This is a genomic window from Streptomyces niger, from assembly GCF_000718305.1.
In the GTDB taxonomy this organism is placed as follows: Bacteria; Actinomycetota; Actinomycetes; order Streptomycetales; family Streptomycetaceae; genus Streptomyces; species Streptomyces niger.
The window spans coordinates 465324-487082 of record NZ_JOFQ01000001.1 but is presented as its reverse complement, the minus strand read 5'-3'; the positions used below and the strand labels follow the sequence as shown (position 1 = coordinate 487082).

The 21759-nt window shown below is 73.6% G+C and carries 19 protein-coding genes and 1 pseudogene; 12 read left to right on the top strand and 8 right to left on the bottom strand.

The window, feature by feature from the left end; genetic code table 11:
• Positions 1-47: 47 nt before the first annotated feature.
• Together IF20_RS02180 and IF20_RS02175 are read right to left on the bottom strand one after the other, a co-directional pair.
• Positions 48-530: an NUDIX domain-containing protein gene (locus IF20_RS02180; RefSeq protein WP_052863156.1), complete on the bottom strand. Its 483-nt coding sequence runs from the start codon at positions 528-530 to the stop codon at positions 48-50.
• Positions 527-2071 (bottom strand): ATP-dependent DNA ligase, encoded by a 1545-nt coding sequence (locus IF20_RS02175; RefSeq protein WP_052863155.1) that lies wholly within the window; start codon positions 2069-2071, stop codon positions 527-529. Before IF20_RS02175 ends, IF20_RS02180 begins: the two co-directional genes overlap by 4 nt.
• Positions 2072-2315: 244 nt before the next feature.
• On the opposite strand from IF20_RS02175, the gene IF20_RS38915 reads away from it, so the two are divergent.
• The 5 genes from IF20_RS38915 (at position 2316) to IF20_RS02150 (ending at position 6631) form a co-directional block, all read left to right on the top strand.
• Positions 2316-2468, top strand: coding sequence for a hypothetical protein (locus IF20_RS38915; RefSeq protein WP_199896451.1), 153 nt, complete (start codon positions 2316-2318; stop codon positions 2466-2468).
• Between the two features lie 97 nt (positions 2469-2565).
• Complete coding sequence (locus IF20_RS02165; RefSeq protein WP_052863153.1) at positions 2566-3819, top strand: phenylacetate--CoA ligase family protein; 1254 nt, start codon at positions 2566-2568, stop codon at positions 3817-3819.
• Between the two features lie 8 nt (positions 3820-3827).
• Positions 3828-4382, top strand: a complete 555-nt coding sequence (locus IF20_RS02160) for a glycine-rich domain-containing protein (RefSeq protein ID WP_052863152.1) — start codon at positions 3828-3830, stop codon at positions 4380-4382.
• A 77-nt stretch (positions 4383-4459) separates the two neighbouring features.
• A complete protein-coding gene (locus IF20_RS02155; RefSeq protein ID WP_052863482.1) occupies positions 4460-5773 on the top strand; it encodes an MFS transporter in 1314 nt (437 codons plus the stop codon).
• 258 nt (positions 5774-6031) lie between these two features.
• Positions 6032-6631 (top strand): carbonic anhydrase, encoded by a 600-nt coding sequence (locus IF20_RS02150; RefSeq protein ID WP_052863151.1) that lies wholly within the window; start codon positions 6032-6034, stop codon positions 6629-6631.
• Between the two features lie 207 nt (positions 6632-6838).
• On the opposite strand, the gene IF20_RS02145 is transcribed toward IF20_RS02150, so the two are convergent.
• Positions 6839-7105: a hypothetical protein gene (locus tag IF20_RS02145; protein ID WP_234426453.1), complete on the bottom strand. Its 267-nt coding sequence runs from the start codon at positions 7103-7105 to the stop codon at positions 6839-6841.
• 500 nt (positions 7106-7605) lie between these two features.
• Between IF20_RS02145 and IF20_RS02140 the strand changes: the two genes are divergently transcribed.
• On the top strand, positions 7606-8004 hold the full coding sequence (locus IF20_RS02140) for an STAS domain-containing protein (RefSeq protein ID WP_052863149.1): 399 nt from the start codon (positions 7606-7608) through the stop codon (positions 8002-8004).
• On the opposite strand, the gene IF20_RS39755 is transcribed toward IF20_RS02140, so the two are convergent.
• Together IF20_RS39755 and IF20_RS02130 are read right to left on the bottom strand one after the other, a co-directional pair.
• On the bottom strand, positions 8001-8249 hold the full coding sequence (locus IF20_RS39755) for a hypothetical protein (RefSeq protein WP_052863148.1): 249 nt from the start codon (positions 8247-8249) through the stop codon (positions 8001-8003). The two genes, IF20_RS02140 and IF20_RS39755, sit on opposite strands and share 4 nt — an antisense overlap.
• Before the next feature lie 134 nt (positions 8250-8383).
• Positions 8384-9307, bottom strand: coding sequence for a helix-turn-helix domain-containing protein (locus tag IF20_RS02130; protein WP_052863481.1), 924 nt, complete (start codon positions 9305-9307; stop codon positions 8384-8386).
• Positions 9308-9475: 168 nt separating this feature from the next.
• Here IF20_RS02130 and IF20_RS02125 point away from each other — a divergent pair, with 168 nt between their 5' ends.
• From IF20_RS02125 to IF20_RS02110, 4 genes and pseudogenes are all read left to right on the top strand, one after another.
• Positions 9476-10993, top strand: coding sequence for an alpha/beta hydrolase (locus IF20_RS02125; RefSeq protein WP_052863147.1), 1518 nt, complete (start codon positions 9476-9478; stop codon positions 10991-10993).
• A gap of 195 nt (positions 10994-11188) precedes the next feature.
• Positions 11189-13477, top strand: coding sequence for an FdhF/YdeP family oxidoreductase (locus IF20_RS02120; RefSeq protein WP_052863146.1), 2289 nt, complete (start codon positions 11189-11191; stop codon positions 13475-13477).
• Positions 13478-13531: 54 nt separating this feature from the next.
• Positions 13532-14467, top strand: a complete 936-nt coding sequence (locus IF20_RS02115; protein WP_052863145.1) for a LysR family transcriptional regulator — start codon at positions 13532-13534, stop codon at positions 14465-14467.
• 92 nt (positions 14468-14559) lie between these two features.
• Positions 14560-14835 (top strand): annotated as a pseudogene (locus tag IF20_RS02110) (SAM-dependent methyltransferase); the annotation flags it as partial.
• Positions 14836-14851: 16 nt separating this feature from the next.
• Here IF20_RS02110 and IF20_RS02105 read toward each other — a convergent pair.
• The gene (locus IF20_RS02105) at positions 14852-15766 is read right to left on the bottom strand and encodes a serine hydrolase (protein ID WP_052863144.1); all 915 of its coding nucleotides are present in this window, start codon (positions 15764-15766) and stop codon (positions 14852-14854) included.
• Positions 15763-16638 carry a LysR family transcriptional regulator gene (locus IF20_RS02100; RefSeq protein WP_052863143.1) on the bottom strand — a complete coding sequence of 292 codons (876 nt, stop codon included), beginning with the start codon at positions 16636-16638 and terminating at the stop codon, positions 15763-15765. The genes IF20_RS02105 and IF20_RS02100 overlap by 4 nt, the downstream gene beginning before the upstream one ends.
• A gap of 155 nt (positions 16639-16793) precedes the next feature.
• Here IF20_RS02100 and IF20_RS02095 point away from each other — a divergent pair, with 155 nt between their 5' ends.
• Complete coding sequence (locus IF20_RS02095) at positions 16794-18443, top strand: penicillin-binding transpeptidase domain-containing protein (protein ID WP_052863142.1); 1650 nt, start codon at positions 16794-16796, stop codon at positions 18441-18443.
• Positions 18444-18522: 79 nt separating this feature from the next.
• Positions 18523-19443 carry a class A beta-lactamase gene (gene bla / locus IF20_RS02090; RefSeq protein WP_110943712.1) on the top strand — a complete coding sequence of 307 codons (921 nt, stop codon included), beginning with the start codon at positions 18523-18525 and terminating at the stop codon, positions 19441-19443.
• Between the two features lie 70 nt (positions 19444-19513).
• Here bla and IF20_RS02085 read toward each other — a convergent pair whose 3' ends face one another.
• Complete coding sequence (locus IF20_RS02085) at positions 19514-21709, bottom strand: ArnT family glycosyltransferase (protein WP_052863140.1); 2196 nt, start codon at positions 21707-21709, stop codon at positions 19514-19516.
• Positions 21710-21759: the final 50 nt, after the last annotated feature.

Here is a 21759-nt window from a genome sequence, read left to right as displayed (position 1 = left end):
GGGCCGACCGTCGGGGGGCTCTCTCCTTCAATCGGGGGCTCTCTCCTTCACAGGGGCGAGGGGTCGTCCTTCAGGTGGGCGAGGAGGCGGTCCACGAAGGCGCGCTGGGCGGTGACGAGCACTTCCTTGGCGGGGTCCGGCCCGTACCAGGCCACCCGGTCGATCTCCGGGAAGGAGCGGACGACGCCGGAGCCTTTGGGCCACTCCGTCTCGAAGGTGCCCGGGACGATCGCCCCGGGGTCGAGGTCGGACTCGGCGGCCCAGGCGGTGACCGTCTTGCCGCCCGACTGGCGGACCTCGCCCAGCGGGACGTACGGCCCGTCCGGCGGCGGCAGGCCCAGTTCCTCCTCGAACTCCCGCAGGGCGGCCGCGAGCGGTTCCTCCGGCGGTACGTACTCACCCTTGGGGACCGTCCACGCGCCGGCCGTACGGCGTGCCCACAGGGGCCCGCCCATGTGGGCCAGCAGCAGCTCGACATCCGTGCCGGCGCGGCGGTACAGCAGCAGCCCGGCGCTCCGTTTGCCGGTCATGATTCCGGCACGCCATGGGCCGCGAGGACGCTCTTCACCGTGTCGGCCTCCTCGGGGGTCTTGTCCTCGCGGTACCGCACGACCCGGGCGAACCGCAGGGTCACCCCGGCCGGGTAGCGGGAGGAGGTCTGGAGGCCGTCGTAGGCGATCTCCACGACCAGTTCCGGGCGGACGGTCACCACGTACCCGCTCTCGTCCACGGCAAGTTCGCGCAGCCGCTCGGTCTGCCAGGCCAGCACGGCGTCCGTGAGGCCCTTGAAGGTCTTGCCGAGCATGACGAACGAGCCGTCCTCCGCGCGGGCCCCGAGGTGGAGGTTGGACAGCTTCCCGGAGCGGCGGCCGTGGCCCCACTCGGCAGCCAGGACGACGAGGTCGAGGGTGTGCACCGGCTTCACCTTGAGCCACGAGGCGCCGCGCCGCCCCGCACTGTAGGGCGCGGCGAGCCCCTTCACGACGACGCCTTCGTGGCCGCGGCGCAGCGTCGCCGCCCAGAAATCCTCCACCGCCTCCAGGGCCGCCGCACCGCCGGACTCCTGGACGACGACCCGGCGGACGCGCATCGGCTCCGGCACGAGGCGGGCCAGCTCCGCGTGACGCTCCTCGAAGGGCAGGTCCATCAGGTCCCGATCGTCGGCGTACAGGACGTCGAAGAAGACCGGCGACAGGGGCAGCGCGGCCTGTGCTGCGGCCACGTCCACGCGCGAGCCGAAGCGCCCGGCGGTGCGCTGGAAGGGGAGTGGCCGGCCGCCCGCGTCCAGTGCGATCACCTCGCCGTCGAGCACGAAACGGTCGGCCGGGAGGGTCAGCGCGGCCTCGACGACCTCGGGGAGCCGGTCCGTGACGTCGTCCAGGGTGCGGGTGTGGACGCGTACGTCGCCGCCGTCGCGGTGCACCTGTACGCGGATGCCGTCGAGCTTCTCCTCCACGGCGCAGGGGCCCAGCTTGGCGACCGCCTCGGCCGGTGACTTCGCGCTCTGCGCGAGCATCGGGCCGACCGGCCGCCCGACGGTCAGCCGGAACCGGGCCAGCGCGGGCGGCCCGTAGGCCAGCAGGTCCCGGGCCACTTCCTGGAGGCCGCCCAGCATCACGGCCCGGCGGACATCGGCGGCCGGTGCGTCCGTGGCCGCGGCGAGCGCCTCGACGGCGAGCGCGTCCAGCGCGCCCTGGCGCACCTCGCCCGTGAGCAGGCCGGTCAGGAGGCGTTGTTCCGGCTCGGTGGCGGCGGCCAGCAGTTCCTGTACCCGCCGCCGGCGTTCGCCCTGCGACCCGGACCCGGTGACCTTCGACAACTCGGTCAGGGCCGTGTCGACGCCGCGCACGGTGAGCGTGGCGTCGGCCGCCGGGGGAGCCGGATCGCGCAGCGCACTCCACCCGATGCCGATGCGTCCCTGGGGCAGCCGCCCGGCGAGGTACGGGATGACGACCGGTACGTCCTCGGGCGCGGCCTCCCGGAACAGCTCGGCCAGCAGCGCGACCTTCTTGGAGCGCGCGGAGGTCGAGGCGACTTCTTGGGACACGCGGGCAAGGTGGGCCAGCAGCATACGGACATGGTGCCTCGCGGGACCGGGCCACGCCTCCGGGCGGGGCCGCTCGGCGTGCCGGGCTCGCGGAAGGGCTGTCACGACGTGATCCCGCCAAAAGTTGGCGCGCCCCGCCCGCTTCGTCATCCACAGGTATTGCCATTCATTGACACTTGCTTGGCGAATCTTTTACCTTCGAGCGGTGCGGTAAAAGCGCACGTCAGCGCCGCACGTCCAGCTCACGTTCCACCTCACGGAGGTTCGCATGGAACAGCTCGTCAAGAAGATGGCCCAGGACGACGTCTGGCAGGGCTGGGTAGCCGCCAACTCGGCGCAAAAGGGGGACAAGGACGGCTGCATCAGTGCGTCCCCTAAGTCCGGCTGCATCAGCGCGACGAAGACCGGCTGTATCTCCTGACCCGTCGCCGCCCGGCGTTCCGGGGTCGGCCGGCGGTGGTGCACCCGCGCCGCCGGCCGGCCCCGGCACCGGTCCATGAGCACTGTTGAGGTTTCCCTTGAAGGTTTCCCCGGACGGTCAGCCGACGGCCGACGTCATCGCGCGCGTCAAGGACATCCCCCTCTACCGCGAGGCGGTGGCGCGCGGCCACTTCCCCGTACTGGAGAAGGCCGAGATCGCGCGCGGCTTCCCGGACAACTGGATGACGCCGGCGCTCGCGGCCGCCCTCGATGCCGGCGAGGCGGAGTTCGTGCTCTCCACCGGCACCAACCACGCCCGCATGCAGCTCATCCGGCCCCCGTACTTCCTCCTGAAGTCCTACTACCGGCTGTGGAGTACGCATCCGGACATCAAGGAGACCTGGGAGGCCGGCTGCCGGCGCGTCTCGCTGACGACGGTGCTCGCCACGGAGCACGTGGCCCGGGTGAACGCTAAGAAGCGCGGCGAGGAGCCGCGGCCCGACCCGCGGCCTGCGGACCGCCGCATCGACGCCCGCACCTTCTACCTCAACACCCGCCTCGACCCCGCGCTCTGGGAGCGCGCCGACGTCGAGCGGATGCTCGCCGAGATGGCGGAGGCCCGGCAGGCGCATCCGCAGGGGTGGTACCACCTGGACTGCTCCGGCTACCACCTCGCGCACCTGCTGCAGAAGATCAACAAGTGGGGGCTGTGGGACGCCTTCTCACCGCCGGCGAGCATCATCCACGCCTACGAATTCACGCCGGTCAACGTGCGGCGGTATCTCCAACAGCACTTCGCGTGCCCGATCATCGACCTGTTCGGCAGCACGGAACTGGGCTACCTCTTCTACAGCGACCGCCGCGGCCGCTACCACCCCTACCTCGAGGACATGAGCGTCGAGCTGGCGCCGGTGACCGAGGGCAGCGGGCTGTTCCACCTCATCGTCACCAGCGTGCGCAACCCGCACATGCCACTGGTGCGCTACCGCTCCGGCGACTGCGCCCGCACCCTCGACGGCACCCCCGACCCGGCCAAGATCAAGCAGTTCAGCGGCCGGGAGAAGGAGCTGCTGGAGTCCCCCTCGGGACCGGTGGCGCAAGGGGACCTCGACGCCCTCGTCGGCTCCGTCTCGCCCCACGTCTTCGTCCACCAACTCCGCGTCCTCAGCCCCGCCGAGGCCGTACTCGCGTACACCACCTTCGACGGCCGGCCCCTCGCACCGCGGCAGGTGGCCGCCCTGGGGCACGGCGTCCGCGAACTGACCGGCCGCCGCTGCGTACTCGACCACCGCGACCACATCGCCATCGGAAAGTCGGGGAAGTACGCCTGGCTCGCCCGGGACGGAAAGTGAGAGCCACCATGACCACGAAGACGCTCGTCACCGCGGACGACCTCACGGCGCTGCTCGGCCCCGCCCTGTACACGGAGCTGGTCGACCACTTCGCCGCCGCCGGCGACGCACCGCGGGAGTACACCGAGCGGCAGGCCCTGGAATGCCTGCGCTACCTCTACCTGATCTCCAAGTACCCCGAGGAGCTGAGCGGGCTGTTCCTCCCCGTGGAGCAGGAGATCGACGAGTTCTGGCACTACCTCATCCTGCAGACGCGCGAGTACCGCCACCTCTGCGAGGAGCGCCTGCCGGGGAGGTTCTTCATCGAGCACCGCAGCATTCCGTACGAGGAGTACCAGAGGGAGCCCGGCCGCGAGCAGGCCGCCGAAGAGGCGCTGCGCTGGATACCGCTGTACTGCCGGGAGTTCGGCCCCTTCGACGAGGGCGCGCTGCCGCACTGGACCGTCGTCCGCTTCCTGCACGAGCAGTTGGACATGGAGCTGCGGGAGATCTCCGCGCTGGAACCGATGCCGAAGACGGGCACGGCGACGGCGACGGCGACGGGGACGGGGACGGGCACGTGACCGGCCGGGCCGGTGCGGTGCCCGCCGCCCACGACCCACCGCATCCGGACGCGCCGGCCGCCGAGGCAGACCCTGCCGTGTCCGTCGCCGCCGCGCAGCGGCGCGTACTGACCGTCCTGGTGGTCTCGCAGGTCCTCAGCGGTGCGGGCCTGGCCGCCGGCATCACCGTCGGCGCGCTGCTCGCCGAGGAGATGCTCGGCTCGACGGGCCTCGCCGGGCTGCCCAGCGCCCTGTTCACCGCCGGTGCGGCGCTGGGCGCGGTCGGCATCGGACGGTTGTCCCAGCGGTGGGGCCGACGCCCCGGCCTCGCGCTGGGATACGCCGGCGGCGCGGTCGGCAGCCTCGGCATCGTCGTGGCCGCCGCGACCGGCGACGTACCGCTGTTGTTCCTCGCGCTCACGGTCTACGGCGCGGGTACGGCCACCAACCTGATGGCGCGGTACGCGGGCGCCGACCTGGCGACGCCCGAGCGGCGCGGCCGCGCGGTGAGCACGGTACTGCTGGCCACCACGCTCGGCGCGGTGGCCGGGCCGCTGCTGGTGACCGCAACGGGCGAGGCGGCGCACGCCTGGGGCATCCCGCGCCTCGCCGGCCCGTTCGCGCTCGCCGCCGTCGCCTTCACGGCTGCCGCCCTCCTCCTGGCCGCGCTGCTGCGTCCCGACCCCCTGCGCCTGGCCCGCACGCTGGCGGACGCGGAGACGGCGGCGGAGGCGAGGAGGGAGGCGGCAGCGGAAGCCGAATCCGCGGCTCAGGCCGGCACGCCTCGGGGCCGGGCGGGCGACGGCCGTCCCGACCGGCGCCGGCTCCTCGGTGGTACGTGCGTCATGGTGCTCGGCCAGCTCGCCATGATCGCGATCATGACCATGACGCCGGTCCACATGCGGGCGCACGGACACGGCACGGGCGATGCCGGACTGGTCATAGCCCTTCACGTCGGGGCGATGTTCCTGCCCTCGCCGCTGACCGGGCAGCTCGTCGACCGGGTCGGCCGGCTGCCGGTCGCGGTGGCGTCCGGGATGACGCTGTTCGCCGCCGGTGCCGTCGCCGCCCTGGCGCCGGCCCACTCCGTACCGGCGCTGGCCGCCGCCCTCGTCCTGCTCGGCATCGGCTGGAACTTCGGACTGATCAGCGGCACCGCCCTGGTCACGGACGCACTCCCGGCAGCCACCCGGGCCCGTACGCAGGGAGTGCTGGACGTGGGCATCGCCGTGGCCGGGGCCACCGGCGGCATGTCCTCAGGGCTGGTCGTGGTGGCGGGCGGCTTCCCGGCGCTGGCCCTCGCGGGCGGGGTCCTCGCGCTGGCGATCGTCCCGGTCCTGGCGCTCACCGCACGGCGGCGCTCCGGTGCGATGGCCGCACCCCGGCGCGCACAGGAGGAGCCCTCGGCGTGACCCTGCCCCGTACCCCCGCCGATCCGACGGGATCGACCGCACCCGTCGGCCCGACCGCACCCGTCGGGGCGACCGCACCGGCCACACCGACCGGGCCGGTCATCCGGGGCGCGCGGTCGCCCCCGCGCGGCACCGTCCGGGCACCCCGCCGAGCCGCGCGGGCGCCGTACCGACGATCAGTGTTCCGCCGTTGTTCCGCCAGCCATCCGCAACCGCCACGCCTCTCCGTGGCACCCTCACCAACAGGAGACACCTCCCGTGGAGTCCTTCATCCAGCACGCCCGGAAGCTGAACGCCCGCATTGCCGAGCACCCCGAGGAACGGGAGGTCTTCGGTCGCCTCGCGGAAGGCCAGTCGCCGCAGGCCCTGTTCATCACCTGCTCCGACTCCAGGGTCATCCCCTCCCTGATCACCGACGCACGCCCCGGCGAGCTGTTCGAGCTGCGGACCGCCGGTAACGCCGTCCCCGCCTACCACGACGGGATGGCCTGCTCGGAGGCCGCGACCATCGAGTACGCGATGCGGGTGCTGAAGGTGTCCGACATCGTGGTGTGCGGCCACTCCCACTGCGGCGCGGTGGGCGCGCGGGCACGCGCGGAGGACCTGAACGACGCGCCCGCCGTGCGCGACTGGCTCGCCCAGGAGTTCTCCGCCGAGCTGCCCCGGGACGACAACCCCACGGTCGCCGGTGCCGTCCAGCGCCACGTGTGCGAGCAGATCGAGCGGCTGCGCGCCTATCCCTGCGTCCAGGAGCGCCTGGACGCCGGCGAGGTGGCGCTGCACGGCTGGTTCTACGAGGTGCACACCGGCCTGGTGACGGCGCACGACCCGAAGGTGGACGCCTTCCTGCCCGTCTGACGCTTTCCGGTCCGTCGGACGCCTGTCAGGCGGTCCGAGACCTTCCGGCCCGTCCGCGGACGAGGCACCACTCACCTGCACCCGTGCGGTGCGGGCAACGGCGGAGCCCCGGGCCGGTGTCGCCCCGGGGCTCCGCCCGTCACTCATTCAGCCCCCGACGCGACGGCCGCCGGCCACGGCCGCGCGGAAACCGTCGCGAGGGGGCGGTCAGTCGCGCGTGCGGCCGGCGGGCTCCCGGCTGCCGCTCTTCGCCAGACCCCGGCTGATCAGGTAACCGATGCTGAGCAGCGTGACGTACAGCCATGCCTGATCGGCGGGGAAACGGTCCACCATGCCGTCGCCGCGGCCCACCACCGCTGAGGCGATGAGGACGGCCACCACCGCGGCCACGAAGACGAAGAACTCGGTGGTCTTGAAGGACGGCTTGGTCTCCGTACTGGTCGGTCGCGCGGTGGTGTAGGTACTCCTCGGCATGCCGGATTCCGAGTACCCGGGGGATGAGGCTGCGGTCATGATGCGCCTGCCTTCTCACGAGGGTCACCCGGCAGTCGCCGGATGCGGTTCACGCGTACCCGGGCACCGGAGGGGGGAACGCCGGACGGCGGCCGTCCGCCCGTACCGGCTCGCTGTCGGCCAGTGACCCACCCGCCGCGATACGCCCGCCGTGACGGGACGGGCTGCCGGTGGCCGCTGCCGGGGTCGGAGGAGCGGCGGGGGACAGGCGGGCCTGGTGGACGAGGCGTAGTTCGGCCGAATCACCTCATCGCCTCGGGGTTCATTCGAACGGGCGTCGGGGGCTCGTGGGCTGACGGTACCGGCAATATGGACATTTCCGACATGTGTCTCTCCATGTGGGACACTCGGCTTGTACCACATGCCCGTAGTTCACTGCCTGTAGTTCACGGTCCGGGGTCGCATAGCGGCTACCGCCTGGTAAGCCTGGCAAGTCCGTGCGACAGGTGACCGGAGGTGCGATGTCCACGGGTACAGGACGGCTGGCCGTCACTGTTCTCACCCAGTCCGCCGAGTGCGCCGTGCTGCGCGTCAGCGGCGAGCTCGACCATGCCTCCGAAGCCTCGTTCCTCTCCTCCACCGGCGTGGTGCTGGCCGACGGCTACCGCTACCTCGTGCTGGACGTGGCAGCGCTCACGTTCTGCGACTCCCGCGGCCTGAACTGCCTGCTCGCACTGCACTGGATCCTGCGCCGCAGGGAGGGCACCCTGCTGCTCGCGTGCGCCGGCCGCCGGCTGTCCGACCTCCTCGCCCACACGGGCAGCGAGAAGCTGTTCCCGCAGCACCCCACGGTCAGCAAGGCCCTCGCCGCCCTTCCCGGTGAGGCCCGCCCCACCTGGCCGCCCGTGACGACGCACTAGCGGTGCGCCCTGCCGCGGCCGCCCGCCGTTCGGGCGAGGGCGACCTCGACCGGCAGCTGCTTGCTGCCGTTGACGAAGTCGGAGCGTACGCGGGGCACTTCGCCGGCCACGCGGATGTCGGCGAGGCGCGGGATCAGCCCCACTTCGAGGCGTCCGAACGCGAACTGTCCCGGATGCTGCCGTACGAGCCGGGCCCGGCACCGGCCCGCCTGGTCTTCGCCGCGCTGGACGGGCTCGTCCTGCACCAACCGACCCTGGGGGACCGGGCGGACACCGAAGCCGCCCCGGCCGAGCTGCGGACCCTGCTGAGCCGGGCGGACGTGGACGGCGAGGAGTCCGGGCCGCGCCGCCCGCCGGCCGCCGGTCGGCGCCCGGCCGGTCAGGAGACCGGCCGGGCGCTCCCGGCCTCCAGGGCGGCCCGCAGCCAGTCGTGGAGGGCGCCCGGAGTCGGCTCCGCGGGGCCGGCCAGTTCCGCGGCGAGCTGCCAGTAGCGGTCGACCCGGGGATCGGCGGCGAGCTGACCGCCGAGCAGTCGCCGGAAGGCAGGCGTGTCACGGGTGGCGCGGGAGCGGGCGTAGGCGGCGACGAAACAGTCCAACGCCTCGCCCGCGTACGGCGCACGCGCCGCCCGGACGTCCACCGCGGCCAGCGCGTACGCCTCGATGAGCCCCTCGTAGAGGACGGCCGGGCGGTAGCCCTCGTCGGGGCGGTGCGCGGCGGGTTGCCAGTGGGCCGTGCCGGCGCGGGGGCAGGGACCGGAGACGAAGGCGTGCAGCCGGGTGAAGGTCAGCACCTGGTCCGGGGTCGGGTCCGCGGGCGGCTGCGGCACCGCGTGGTCGAGGATCGCGGAGGTCAGCCGGGCCGGCAGCCGCGGCGGTAGCCAGCGCTTCCAGAAGTGGGCCAGCGCCGCCGTGTCGGGCGGGGCGGTGACGGAGCCGATCAGGCGCAGCCGCTCGGCCCGTTCCCCCGGAGCGCAGTCCCGCAACAGGTGAAGCGCGGCCTCGCGCCAGCGCAGCGCGGCCAACCGCGCACCCACCTCCCGCAGTTGCCCCGCGATGACGTTCTCCAGCGCGTCCTCCCGATCGAGCGCCCGGGCCACGTCCGGGACGGGCAGGTCGAGCGCGCGCAGGGAGCGGATCGTGCGGAGTCGGTCCAGCGCCTCCGGGCCGTACCGGCGGTGGCCCCCGGAGCTGCGCCGCGCCTCGGGCAGCAGCCCGCGGTCGGAGTAGAAGCGGACGGTCTTGACGGTGACGCCGGCACGCTCGGCCAGCTCGCCGATGCTCCACAGCCCGTCGGCCGACACCGGGGACACGGGCCCCTCGGGCCGCGCGGAGAACTCGGAGGTCTCGGAGAACTCGGACGACTCGGGACGCACGCTTGAACCTCCCTCAGGGGGAGTTCCTACCGTACCGGCGAACGCGGACGGCGTACGAGGCCGGCACGCGGACCCACGGCATGCGAGGAGACCACCATGACGGCATTCATCCTGGTGTCGGGCGCCCACACCGGCGACTGGGTGTGGCAGGAGACGGCCGCCCGGCTGCGCGAGGCGGGCGCCGAGGCCCACCCGGTGACGCTCACCGGCATGGGCGACCGCCGCCACGAGGCCGGACCGGACACCGGCCTGGAGACGCAGGTCGAGGACGTGGTGGCACTGATCGACCGGGTGGGGGCGCCGGACGTGGTGCTCGTCGGCCACTGCTACGGCATCCACCCGGTACTGGGCGCCGCCGGCCGCCGCCCGGAACGGATCGCCCGCATCGTGTACCTCGACGTCGGTCAGCCGCAGGACGGCGACCCGGCGCTCACGCTGATCCCCGACCAGGCGGTGCGCGACCGGCTGGCGCGGGCGACCGGGCCGGACGCACGGACCGGGGACGACTGGCTCGTGCCACCGCCCGCGCCCGGCGAGTGGCACCGCTGGGGCAGCACCGCGGGCGTCCCCGACGCCGCGCTCGCCCGCCTGGCCGACCGCGCGGCGCCCCAGCCGCTCGGCACCCTCACCCAGCCGCTCCGGCTGACCGAGGCCGCCGCCGCACTGCCGACCACCGGCATCCTGTGCACCGCCAACGGGTCGAGCATCGCGATGGTCGAGCAGGTGCTGCGGATGGGCGACCCGCGACTCCTGGCACTCGTCGATCCCCGGGTGACCTTCTTCGAACTGGCCACCGGCCACTGGCCGATGCTCTCGGCGCCCGCCGAACTGGCCGAGGTCCTCCGCCGCGCCGCCACCGGCGAGGGGCACCGGCTGTCGGCGCCCGCTCCCGAGCAGCCGGCGCACCTCCGGCCCTTCCTGCTGGACGCAACGGAGCGGCCGCGCGAGCGGGTGGGACGGGTCGACCTGTACCTGCCGGACGCGGACGGGCCGCGGCCCGCGGTGGTGTTCGTGCACGGCGGCCCGGTCCCCGAAGGTGCGCGGCCGACGCCCCGGGACTGGCCCGCGCTGATCGGCTACGGCCGGTACGTGGCGGACCAGGGCGCGGTCGGGGTGACGGTGGACCACCGGCTGCACGGCCTCGCCGATTACCCGCGCGCGGCCGAGGACATCGCCGAGGCCGTCGAGCTCGTACGCGCCGACCCGCGGGTCGACGGGGACCGGGTGGCGCTGTGGTACTTCTCCGGCGGCGGCCTGCTGTCGGCGGACCGGCTCGCGGCGCCCCCGCCGTGGCTGCGGTGCGTCGCAGCCACCTATCCGGTTCTCCAGCCGCCGCCGAGCTGGGGACTCACCGGATCCCGGTTCCGCCCCGCGGACGCGCTCCGCTCGGCGGGCCGGCTGCCGTTCGTCCTGACCCGGGTCGGGCAGGAGATCCCCGAGATCGCCGCCACCGTCGAGGAGTTCCTGGCCGCCGCGGCGGAGTGCGCGGCCGCGGTCGAAGTGGTGGACGTACCGGACGCCCGCCACGGCTTCGAGACGATCGACCACACCGATCAGACCCGAGCCGCCGTCCGCCATGCGGTCCGCTCGGTGCTGGGACATCTGCGGAGCTGAGCGCCCCGATCCCGGGACGCTCCCCACCGTTCGATAAACGCGGCCTATTGATCAATAATCAGCCCGTCTTTGACGCCTCGCCCGGACCGGCGGAAGCTGATCAGGCCGGGGAGCCGTGCCCGTACGGGCACGGCGTGGGCCGGTGACGAAGCGGTGGCGCGGGCGTGCCCGGGCAGGGGAAGGCGAGGTCAGGCGATGCGTGCCGACGAGGACCCGACGGACGAGGGACTGGCGGTCACCCCGCCGAAGACATGGGCGACCGGCGCGCCGGCCGTGGCGCACGCGCTGAAGTACGCCCTCGGGCAGACCTCCCCCCGGCGCACCGCGCTGACCCTGCTCAACATCAACCAGGCCAAGGGGTTCGACTGCCCCGGCTGCGCCTGGCCGGAGCCCGGGGCGAAGGAGCGCCACAAGAACGAGTACTGCGAGAACGGCGCCAAGCACATCGCCGACGAGGCCACCAGCCGCCGGATCACCGCCGACTTCTTCCGGCAGCACCCGATCTCCGAGCTGGCCACCAAGTCGGACTACTGGCTCAACCAGCAGGGCCGCCTCACCGAGCCCATGGTCAAGCGACCCGGCGCCGAGCACTACGAACCGATCGGCTGGGACGAGGCCTTCGACCTCCTCGCCACGGAACTGCGCGCCCTGGACTCGCCCGACGAGGCGCTCTTCTACACCTCGGGCCGGCTCAACAACGAGGCCGCCTTCCTGCTCCAGCTGTTCGTCCGGGCCTTCGGGACCAACAACCTGCCCGACTGCTCCAACATGTGCCACGAGTCCAGCGGCAGCGCGCTGAACGAGACGCTGGGCATCGGCAAGGGCAGCGTCAGCCTCCAGGACCTCTACGAAGCCGACCTGGTCTTCGTCGTCGGCCAGAACCCCGGCACCAACCACCCCCGGATGCTCTCCGCGCTGGAGGAGACCAAGCGCAACGGCGGCCGCGTCATCGCCGTGAACCCGCTGCCCGAAGCCGGCCTGCTGCGCTTCAAGCACCCCCAGAAGGCGCGCGGCGTGATCGGCCGGGGCACCGAGATCGCCGACCGCTTCCTGCAGATCCGGCCCGGCGGCGACCTCGCCCTCTTCCAGGGCCTCAACCGGCTGCTCCTGGAGGCCGAGGACGCCGCGCCCGGCACCGTGCTCGACCACGACTTCATCCAGCAGCACACCACCGGCTTCGCCGAGTTCGCCGAACACGCGCGGAAGGTCTCCTGGGACGACGTCCTGGCCGCCACCGGACTGTCCCGCGAGGAGATCGACCAGGTCCACGAGATGGTCCTGGCGAGCAAGAAGGTCATCGTCTGCTGGGCGATGGGGCTGACCCAGCACAAGCACGGCGTGCCCACCATCCGCGAGGTGGTCGACTTCCTGCTGCTCCGCGGCAACATCGGCCGTCCCGGAGCGGGCGTCTGCCCGGTACGCGGCCACAGCAACGTGCAGGGCGACCGCACCATGGGCATCTGGGAGAAGATGCCGCAGCGGTTCCTGGACGCCCTGGAGCGCGAGTTCGGCTTCACCCCGCCCACCAAGCACGGGCTGGACTCGGTGGACGCGATCCGGGCCATGCGGGACGGCCGCGCGAAGTTCTTCCTCGGCGTCGCCGGCAACTTCGTCCGGGCCACGCCCGACAGCGACGTCACCGAGCGGGCGATGCGCCGTTGCTCCCTCACCGCGCACATCTCCACCAAGCTCAACCGCTCGCACGCCGTGTGCGGCGAGACGGCGCTCATCCTGCCCACCCTCGGCCGCAGCGACCGCGACATCCAGGACGGCGTCGAGCAGTTCATCACGGTCGAGGACTCCATGAGCGAGGTGCACGCCTCCCGCGGCCGGCTCGCCCCGGCGTCGGAGCACCTGCTCAGCGAGGTCGCCATCATCGGCCGGCTGGCCCGGCGCACGCTCGGCGACAGCCCGGACATCCCCTGGGAGGAGTTCGAGCGGGACTACGGCCTCATCCGCGACCGGATCTCCCGCGTGATCCCCGGCTTCGAGGACTTCAACGCCCGCGTGGCCCGGCCCGGCGGCTTCCGGCTGCCCAACCCGGTCAACGAGGGCGTCTTCCCCACCCCCAGCGGCAAGGCCGTCTTCACCCGCAACGCCTTCGAAGCGCCGCAGGTACCGGAGGGCCACCTCCTGCTCCAGACGCTCCGCTCCCACGACCAGTGGAACACCATCCCGTACGCCATGAACGACCGCTACCGGGGCATTCACCACGCCCGCCGCGTCGTCCTCGTCAACCCCGCCGACCTGGCGGCGCTCGGCCTGGCCGACCGCGACGAGGTGGACCTGGTCAGCGTCTGGCGGGACGGTGCCGAACGGCGCGCGCCCGCGTTCCGGGTCATCCCGTACCCGACCACGCCGGGGTCCGCCGCCGCGTACTACCCGGAGACCAACGTCCTGGTGCCGCTGGACAGCGTCGCCGACATCAGCAACACACCGACGTCGAAGAGCGTGCTGGTACGCCTGGAACCCACCGGGGCCTGACGGGCGATGCGGCCCGTGTTGGTGATTCGGCCCCGGCCGGTGTAGACCGGTGCGGTGCTCTTCCGCCAGCTCGAATACCTGGTCGCGCTCTCGCGCGAACGCCACTTCGCCCGTGCCGCGCAGTCCTGCTACGTCTCCCAGCCCGCACTGTCGGAGGCGATCCGCAAACTGGAGGGGGAGCTCGACGTCCCACTGATCCGCCGCGGCCGCAAGTACGAGGGGCTCACCCCTGAAGGCGAGCGCGTCGTTCTGTGGGCGCAGCGCATCCTCGCCGACCGCGACGCGCTCACCTCCGAGGTGCAGGCGCTGCGCACCGGGCTGAGCGGGGAGCTGCGCATCGGCTGCGTCCCCACCGCCTCGGCCGCCGTGGCGCTCCTCGTCGAGCCGTTCTGCGCGGCGCACCCGCTGGTCGACGCGCGCATCGCCTCGGACCTACGGTCCCGGGACATCCTCGACCGGCTGGAGAACTTCGAGCTCGACGCCGGCGTCACGTACCTCGGCGAGGACATCACGGACCAGTTCCGCACCGTGCCGCTCTACCGGGAGCGGTACGTCCTGCTGACCGGCGCCGCGCATCCGGCGGCGGCCTCGGTCACGGTGTCCTGGGCGGCCGCCGCCGGCCTGCCGCTCTGCCTGCTCAGCACCGGCATGCAGGGGCGCCGGGTGCTCGACGAGGTGTTCGCCGAGGCCGGGGTCCGGGCCGCGCCCCAGGTGGAGACCGACTCCATCGCCTCGGTGTACGCGCACGTCCGCACCGGCCGGTGGGCCGGCATCGTGCCGCGCGCCTGGCTCCGCGTCTTCGACATGCCGCCCGGCATGCGGGCCGTACCGCTGGTGGACCCGGTCCGCACCGCGCCCATCGGCCTGGTCCTCACCGCCCGCGAGCCCGGCTCGGTCCTGGCCCGCGCGCTGACCGACGTCGCCCGCCGCACGGACATGGCGGCGACGCTGGAACACCTGCCGGGGGAACGGCCGTTGCCGGAGGGATAGCGGTACCTGCCGGACGCCCGGACGCCCGGACCGGCCGGACGGGCCTGGCCTTCCACGGCTCCCGGCCGTACCTTGTCGGCAGGCGTGGAGGGGAGCGATCCCTCGCCCCCGGCGGCCACTTCGCCCTCGCCTGCTTCGCCGGCGGCGCGATGGGGTCCGAACTCTCCGACAGGGAGCTGTACCGCAGCTCCCGCCTGCACGGCGGGCTCGCCTACACGCCGGAATCGCTGCGCCGGATCTTCGGCGGCCTCACCGAGGTGGAATCGCGCCGCATGCACGACGAGCCGGACGACTCCCCCCACTTCGGCGAGCCGTTCCTGTGGACGGCCCTCTTCCGCCGCGACGCCCCGGGCCCGCTCCGGGACTGACCCGGGGGCCGCCCGGTCACGTGCCCTCGTTGCCGCGCAGCTCCTCCACCGCCGTGCGGGCCGCGGCACCGATGACCGCGTCGGCGCGGGGCAGGGTGCTGTCGGCGCGGGCTGCCTGGGTGAAGACGACGGCGGTGTACGCACTGCCGTCCGCCAGCTCCACGACCCCGGCCTCGTGCCGCATCGAGCCGAACGTGCCCGTCTTCCCCGACACGGTCACGTCGTCGTACGGGAAACCGGAGGCGAGCCGGTGCCGCCACGGCTGCCGGCCCATGACGTCCCGCATGAACGCGCAGCGTTCGGCGGAGGCCGCCGCGCCGGTCCAGATCGCGCGCAGCAGCCGCGCCATGTCCGACGGCGTGGTGGAGGCCTTGGACACCGGGTCGTAGACGCCGGCCGGGACGGTCGCGTCGTTACTGGTGATGCGCTCCATGGCGGCCGCCAGCGACTCGGTGCCGGTCTCGGTGACCAACTGGGCCCACGTGCCCGCGACACCGCCGAGGATGCGGGTGTCCGGCAGGCCCAGCTCGCGGCAGACCCCGTCGACCACCGTGGAGCCGACGGCGCGAAGCACCGCGTCGGCCGCCGTGTTGTCCGAGATGGTCATCATGAGGACGACCAGGTCGCGCAGCGACATCGAGACGGCGTCCTGCAGGATCGAGATGCCGGTGGGGCCGGCGACCCGGTGCGACGGCTCCAGGGTGACCCGCAGGGCCGGATCCAGCTCCCCGGCGTCCGCCAGCCGGCAGAACGCCACCATCAGCGGCACCTTGTAGACGGAGCCCATCGGCACCGGCTCGTCGGGGTCGACGGTCACCCGCGCCTCGGGCCGGTGCAGCTCCGCCACGTGCAGCCAGCCGCGCACCCCGGCGTCGGCGAACATCTCGCGGATCGTGCGGGCCGCGCCGCCGCTCCGCCGCGCCGCGCTCACTTCGCGGCCTGCCGGGCGAGCGTGTCCACCAGCAGCTGCGCCGTGTCCGCCGTCTCCGCGGCGTCCGGCCGCCGGGGGTCCCACACCACCCGGAGCCGCAGCGGCAGGGCCGGATCCGTGGCCGGGCGCCGCTCGATGCCCTCGGCGGTCAGCGTCTCGTCCGCGGTGACCAGCACCGCCTGCCCGGCCGCCACGAGCGCGAGACCGGCGCGCTCGTCGGACACCACCACGGTCTCCACCCGCCGCCCGCGGCTGGCCAGCGTGTCGACGAAAAGGTCGTGCGCCGCGGGCGCCTCCTCACGCGGCCGTACGGCCACGGGCAGCCGCCGAGGCGTACCGCCGGCAGCCCCGTCGTCGTGACCCTCGGGGGAGAGGCGCCAGGTCGGGAAGAGCACCACCCGGCCGGCGGCCAACCCGCCCAGTACCGCCGGATGCCGGATCACGGCGAGGTCGAGCCGGCCGGCCGCGACGTCGGACAGCAGGGTGGCGGTCGGCGCGGTCAGCACCCCGATGCGGGACTGCTCCCCGGCCCGTACCGGTGCGGCGGCCACGGCGGCGGTGAGCCGCGCGGGCACCTCGGGCGCCAGCCCGAGCCGGAGTCGCCGGCCGTCCGCGTGCTCCCGGGCGCCGATCTCGCGCAGCTCGGAGAGCGCGGCGAGCGCCCGGCGCGCGTGCGGCAGCAGCAGGGAACCCTCGTCGGTCAGGGCGACGCCGCGGGTGCGGTCGAAGAGGCGGACGCCGAGCAGGGCCTCCAGCCGGCGCAGGCCCTGCGACAGCGGCGGCTGGGTGATTCCCACCCGCTGCGCCGCGGCACCGAAGTGCTCCTCTTCGGCCAGCGCGACGAAGATTTCCAAGTGGCGTTCTGTCAGCATCCTGCCCTCGTGGCGTGCGGCGATATCACGTGCGAATCGCCTCTGGCGCAAAAGCATATTCGACATGGGTCGGGGGCGCGGGTTGACTCCGAGGCGTGACGCCAGGGGGAGGGCCGCGCTCGTCGCGGGTGCCCCGGCACAGCGAAGGGAGCCACATGACGTACCCGCATTTCCCCGGGGGGCCGGGCCCGCACGATCAGCGGCGGAGCCGTCGGCGGCGGTACGGAAGCGTCGCCGCCCTGCTGCTCCTGGGCGGCGCGGCGGGGGCCGGCTACCACTTCCTGCTGGCGGACCGCGGTGCGCGGGACCCGCAGGTGGCCGCCGCCACCGCGCGTTTCGAGCGGTTCGCCGGGGCCTGGGAGGACGGCGCGGCCCGCAAGGCCGCCGCGTACACCGACAGTCCGGACGCCGCACGGTCGCTCCTCACCTCCGTGATGACGAACCTCGCCCCGTCCGCCACCGAGATCACCCCCGGCGAGGGCGAGAAGGAGCGCGACGGAGAAGTGCGGCTGCCGTTCACCGTGGCGATGGAGGTACCGGGCGCCGGCCCCGTCCGGTGGAACACGCAGGCCCGGCTGCGGCAGACGGCCGGCAGGTGGACGGTGGAGTTCACGACGCCGACGGTGCACCCGAAGATGAAGTCCGGCCAGACGCTCGCCCTCAAGAGCCGCGCCACCCGGGCGAAGGTCCTCGACAGGAACGGCGACCCGTTGGAGGCCGCCTCCCTCGTCGGCACCGTCGACGAGGCCACCGGAAAGGGCACCTCCGGCCTCGAAGCCCGTTACGACGCGCGCCTCTCCGGCGGCAAGGGGCCGAAGAAGTCCCTGGTGATCGTGGACCGCGAGAGCGGCCGGGCGGTGCTGAGCCTCACCGCCGTGAAGCCCGCCAAGGGCCGGCCCGTGCGGACCACCGTCGACCCCCGCGTGCAGCGGGCGGCCGCCGAGGCGCTGTCGGGGGTGCGGAAGAAGGCGGCGATCGTCGCCGTCGACCCGCGCAACGGCCACATCCTGGCCGCCGCCAACAAGCCCGGCGGGCTGAACCGCGCGCTGGCGGGACGCTATCCGCCCGGTTCCACCTTCAAGGTCGTCACGGCGGCGGCGCTGCTGAGGTCGGGCATGCGTCCCTCGGATCCCGCGGACTGCCCCAAGTACGCCCGCGTCGACGGCCAACGCTTCGAGAACCAGGACCTGTTCACGCTCCCCGACGGCGCCACGTTCCAGGACGCCTTCGCCCGGTCCTGCAACACCTTCTTCGTCGACTCCCGCGACAAGCTCTCCGCCACATCGCTCCGCGACACCGCGCGGGCGTTCGGCATCGGCGGCAGCTGGGACGCGGGCGTGACGACGTACGACGGCAGCGTCCCCGCCGATACGAGTGACAACGACAAGGCCGCCGCGGCCATCGGCCAGGCCCGCGTCCAGGCGTCACCGCTGGTCATGGCGTCCATCGCGGCCACTGTCAAGAACGGGTCCTTCGAACAGCCGGTGCTGGTGCCGGACGCGGTGAAGAAGAAGTACCGGGCGCCGGAGAAGCTCGAAGCGGAAGTGGTCGGCGACCTCCGCAAGATGATGCGCGCCACGGTCACCGCCGGCTCGGGACACGCACTGAAAGACCTGCCGGGCGAACCGCACGCCAAGACCGGCACCGCGGAGTTCGGTACGGCCGACCCGCCGCACACCCACGCCTGGATGATCGGCTACCAGGGCGGCTCCGACCTGGCCTGGGCGGTCTTCCTGGAGGACGGCGGTTCCGGCGGTGCGGACGCCGGCCCGGTCGCGGCGCGCTTCCTGAAGAACATCGACTGATTCGCACACCCCGCTGCCCGCAGAGGGCTGCCCACAGGAGGCTGCCCGCAGGGGGCTGTCCACAGAAGAGAGAAGGAACGTGGAAACCACCAGAGCGCATCCGTCCCGTCGTACGGTGCTGGCCCTCGGCGCCGGCACGGCCCTGGCCGCCGCCCTGCCCGCCGGCGGCACGGCGTACGCCACCGTCCCTCGCGCCGACGGCGTCACCGAGCAGTTTCGGGCGCTGGAGAGGCAGTACGAGGCCCGGCTCGGGGTGTTCGCCCGCAACATGGCCACCGGCCGGACGGTGCGGTACCGCGCGGCGGAACGCTTCCCGATGTGTTCGGTCTTCAAGGGACTCGCCGCGGCCGCCGTCCTGCGGGACCTCGACCGCGACGGCGAGTTCCTCGCCCGGCGCATCCACTACACGCGGGCCGATGTCGAGAAGGCGGGGCACACGCCCGTCACCGGCAAGCCCGAGAACCTCGCGCACGGCATGACGGTCGAGGCGCTGTGCGCCGCCACGGTCGGCGAGAGCGACAACGCCGCCGCGAACCTGCTCCTGCGCGAGCTGGGCGGCCCGACGGCCATCACCCGGTTCTGCCGCTCGGTCGGGGACGGCACCACCCGGCTGGACCGGTGGGAGCCCGAGCTGAACTCCGCCGAGCCCTGGCGGCGGACCGACACCACCAGCCCGCAGGCCGTCGGGACGACCTACGCCCGCCTCCTCCTCGGGCGCGTGCTCACCGCGCCGGACCGCGAGCGGCTCACCGGCTGGCTGGTCGCCAACACGACCAACACCGAGCGCTTCCGCGCGGGCCTCCCGGCCGACTGGGTCCTGGCGGACAAGACCGGCGGCGGCTCGGACTACGGCGTCGCCAACGACGTGGGTGTCGTGTGGCCTCCGCACGGCGCACCGCTCGCCCTGTCCGTGCTCTCCACCACGTACGACCCCGCGGGCCCGGCGAAGAACCCGCTGGTCGCCAAGGTCGCGGAGCTGGTGGCGGCGCGGCTCGCCTGAGGCCCGCCCTGCGCCGGCCCCCGCCGGCTCCTGACGTTGCGTCAGCAGAGGCCGGAGGGGGCCGGGTGCGTCAGGAGACGTCGGCCGCGTCGAGCCGGTACAGCGTCTGGCTGTTGCTGTTGTTGTTGGCGCTTTCGCTGCTGCCGGAGCTCTTGCCGCCGTACGCCGACGCCTTCACCGCCGTGCCGTGCTTCTCGACCCACGCGTTGACCTCGGTGGAGAGGCTGTTGCCGCCGCCGGGGCCGCCGCCCGTACCGCCGCCGACCAGCACGTAGTGCAGCTTGCCGGCCTTGACGAGGGACTTCAGCGTGGCCACGGTCATCGCCCGGTCCGAGCCGGTGAAGCCCCACATGGAGAGCACGGGCTGCTTGCTGCTGAGGATCATCGACGCGGCGCTCTGGGAGTTGGAGACGGCCGCCAGCCAGGTGGCGCCGTCCCGGTGCCGCTCCAGGTAGGAGAGCATCTCGCGGTCCGCGCCGCCCATGCCGCCGGGGCCGCCGCGCATGCCGCCGCGGCGCGCGGAATCACCCGAAGTACCGCCCTGTTCCAGGGACTTGCCGTCGGATCGGGACGAACCCTGGCCACCGGTCGGCGGCGTCATGGCCCCGTCCTCGGAGCCACCGGGCATACGGCCCTGGGCGCCCCCGGGCATGCCGCCCTCCGCGCCACCGGGCAGCCGGCCCTTCATGCCCGAGGGGGGACCACCACGGCCACCCGGTCCGCCGCCCATGCCGCCGGTCGACGGGCCGGCGGTCGGGTTGACCCCGCCCATGCCGCCGCCACCGGAGGAGGTCGGCACCGAGACCGCGTACGCCGCCGGTCCGGCCAGTCCCGCCACCACGGCCACGACGAGCGACACCACGAGCAGCTTCGTACGGCGTGCCGCCCGCGCGCCGCCCGGCGTGCGGAAGACCAGGAGACCCACCAGCGCGGCGAGCGTCAGGACCACGACGACCGGCACGAGCCAGGCGTTCCAGTCCGCGGCGCGGCGCAGCAGGACCACGGCCCACGCCGCCGTCACGGCCAGCGCGGCGGGCAGCACCCAGATCCAGCGGCGGCGGTCGCGGAACGCCCGGAAGAGCAGCGCGCCGCCACCGCCGCACAGCGCCGCGATGCCGGGCGCCAGCGCCGTCGTGTAGTACGGGTGCACGGTGCCCTCGGACAGGCTGAACACCAGGAGGTGCAGGACGGTCCAGCCGCCCCACATCAGCAGCGAGGCGCGCACCGCGTCGCTGCGCGGCGCCCGGCCGCGCAGCACCAGCCCGGCGACCAGCGCGATGCCGGCGAAGGGCAGCAGCCAGGAGATCTGGCCGCCCAGCGTCTCGTTGAACATCCGGCCCCAGCCGGCGGTTCCCGCGAAGCTGCCGCCGCCTCCGCCACCGCCCCCGCCGTTGCCCTCGCCGCCGAGGACCCGGCCCAGGCCGTTGTAGCCGAGGATCAGGTCCCAGGCGGTGCCGTCCGTCGAACCGCCGATGTAGGGCCGGCTGTCCGCGGGCCAGAGCTGTACGGCAAGTGCCCACCAGCCGCTGGCGGCCACCAGGGCGACGCCGGCGAGCAGCAGGTTGCGCATCCGCTTCGCGAGGCCGAGGTTCGTGGCGTACAGGTACACCGCGGCGATGGCGGGCAGGACGATGTACGCCTGCAGCATCTTGGTGTGGAAGGCCAGGCCCAGCGCGAGCGCCGTGCCCAGCAGCGGCAGGAGCCGGCCGGTCCGGATCGCGCGCAGCGCCAGCGCCGTGCCGGTGACCATGAGGAACACCAGCAGCGGGTCGGGGTTGTTGTCCCGGGTGATGGCCACGGTGATCGGCGTGAGGGCCAGCACGAAGGCGGCGACCGCCGCCGCGCCGTGCCCGAAGACCCGCTTGACCGCGGTGTGCAGGACGGCGATCGAGCCGAGCGCAGCGCCGACCATCGGCAGCAGCATCTGCCAGGTGCCGAAGCCGAGGACCCGGCAGGACAGGCCCATGACCATCAGGGCGAACGGCGGCTTGTCGACGGTCAGGAAGTTCCCGGCGTCGAGGGAGCCGAAGAACCACGCCTGCCAGCTCCGGGTGCCGCTGTAGACGGCGGCGGAGTAGAAGCTGTTGAGGTCGCCGGCGGAGATGCCCCAGAGGTACAGGAGTGCGGCGACGGCGAGCGCGGCCCACAGGACCGGGCGTGACCAGCGCGGTTCGTCCCGGCGGCCGAGCAGCAACGCCGCGGGCCGGGACCGCGGCGGGGCCGGTGAGGAGGGCGGGGGGACGGTGGGAGCGGGCGGGGCGGTCATGGCGACGGGCTCTTCCTCGAAAGGGACGGTCAGTTGGTGGCGGCCTCGAA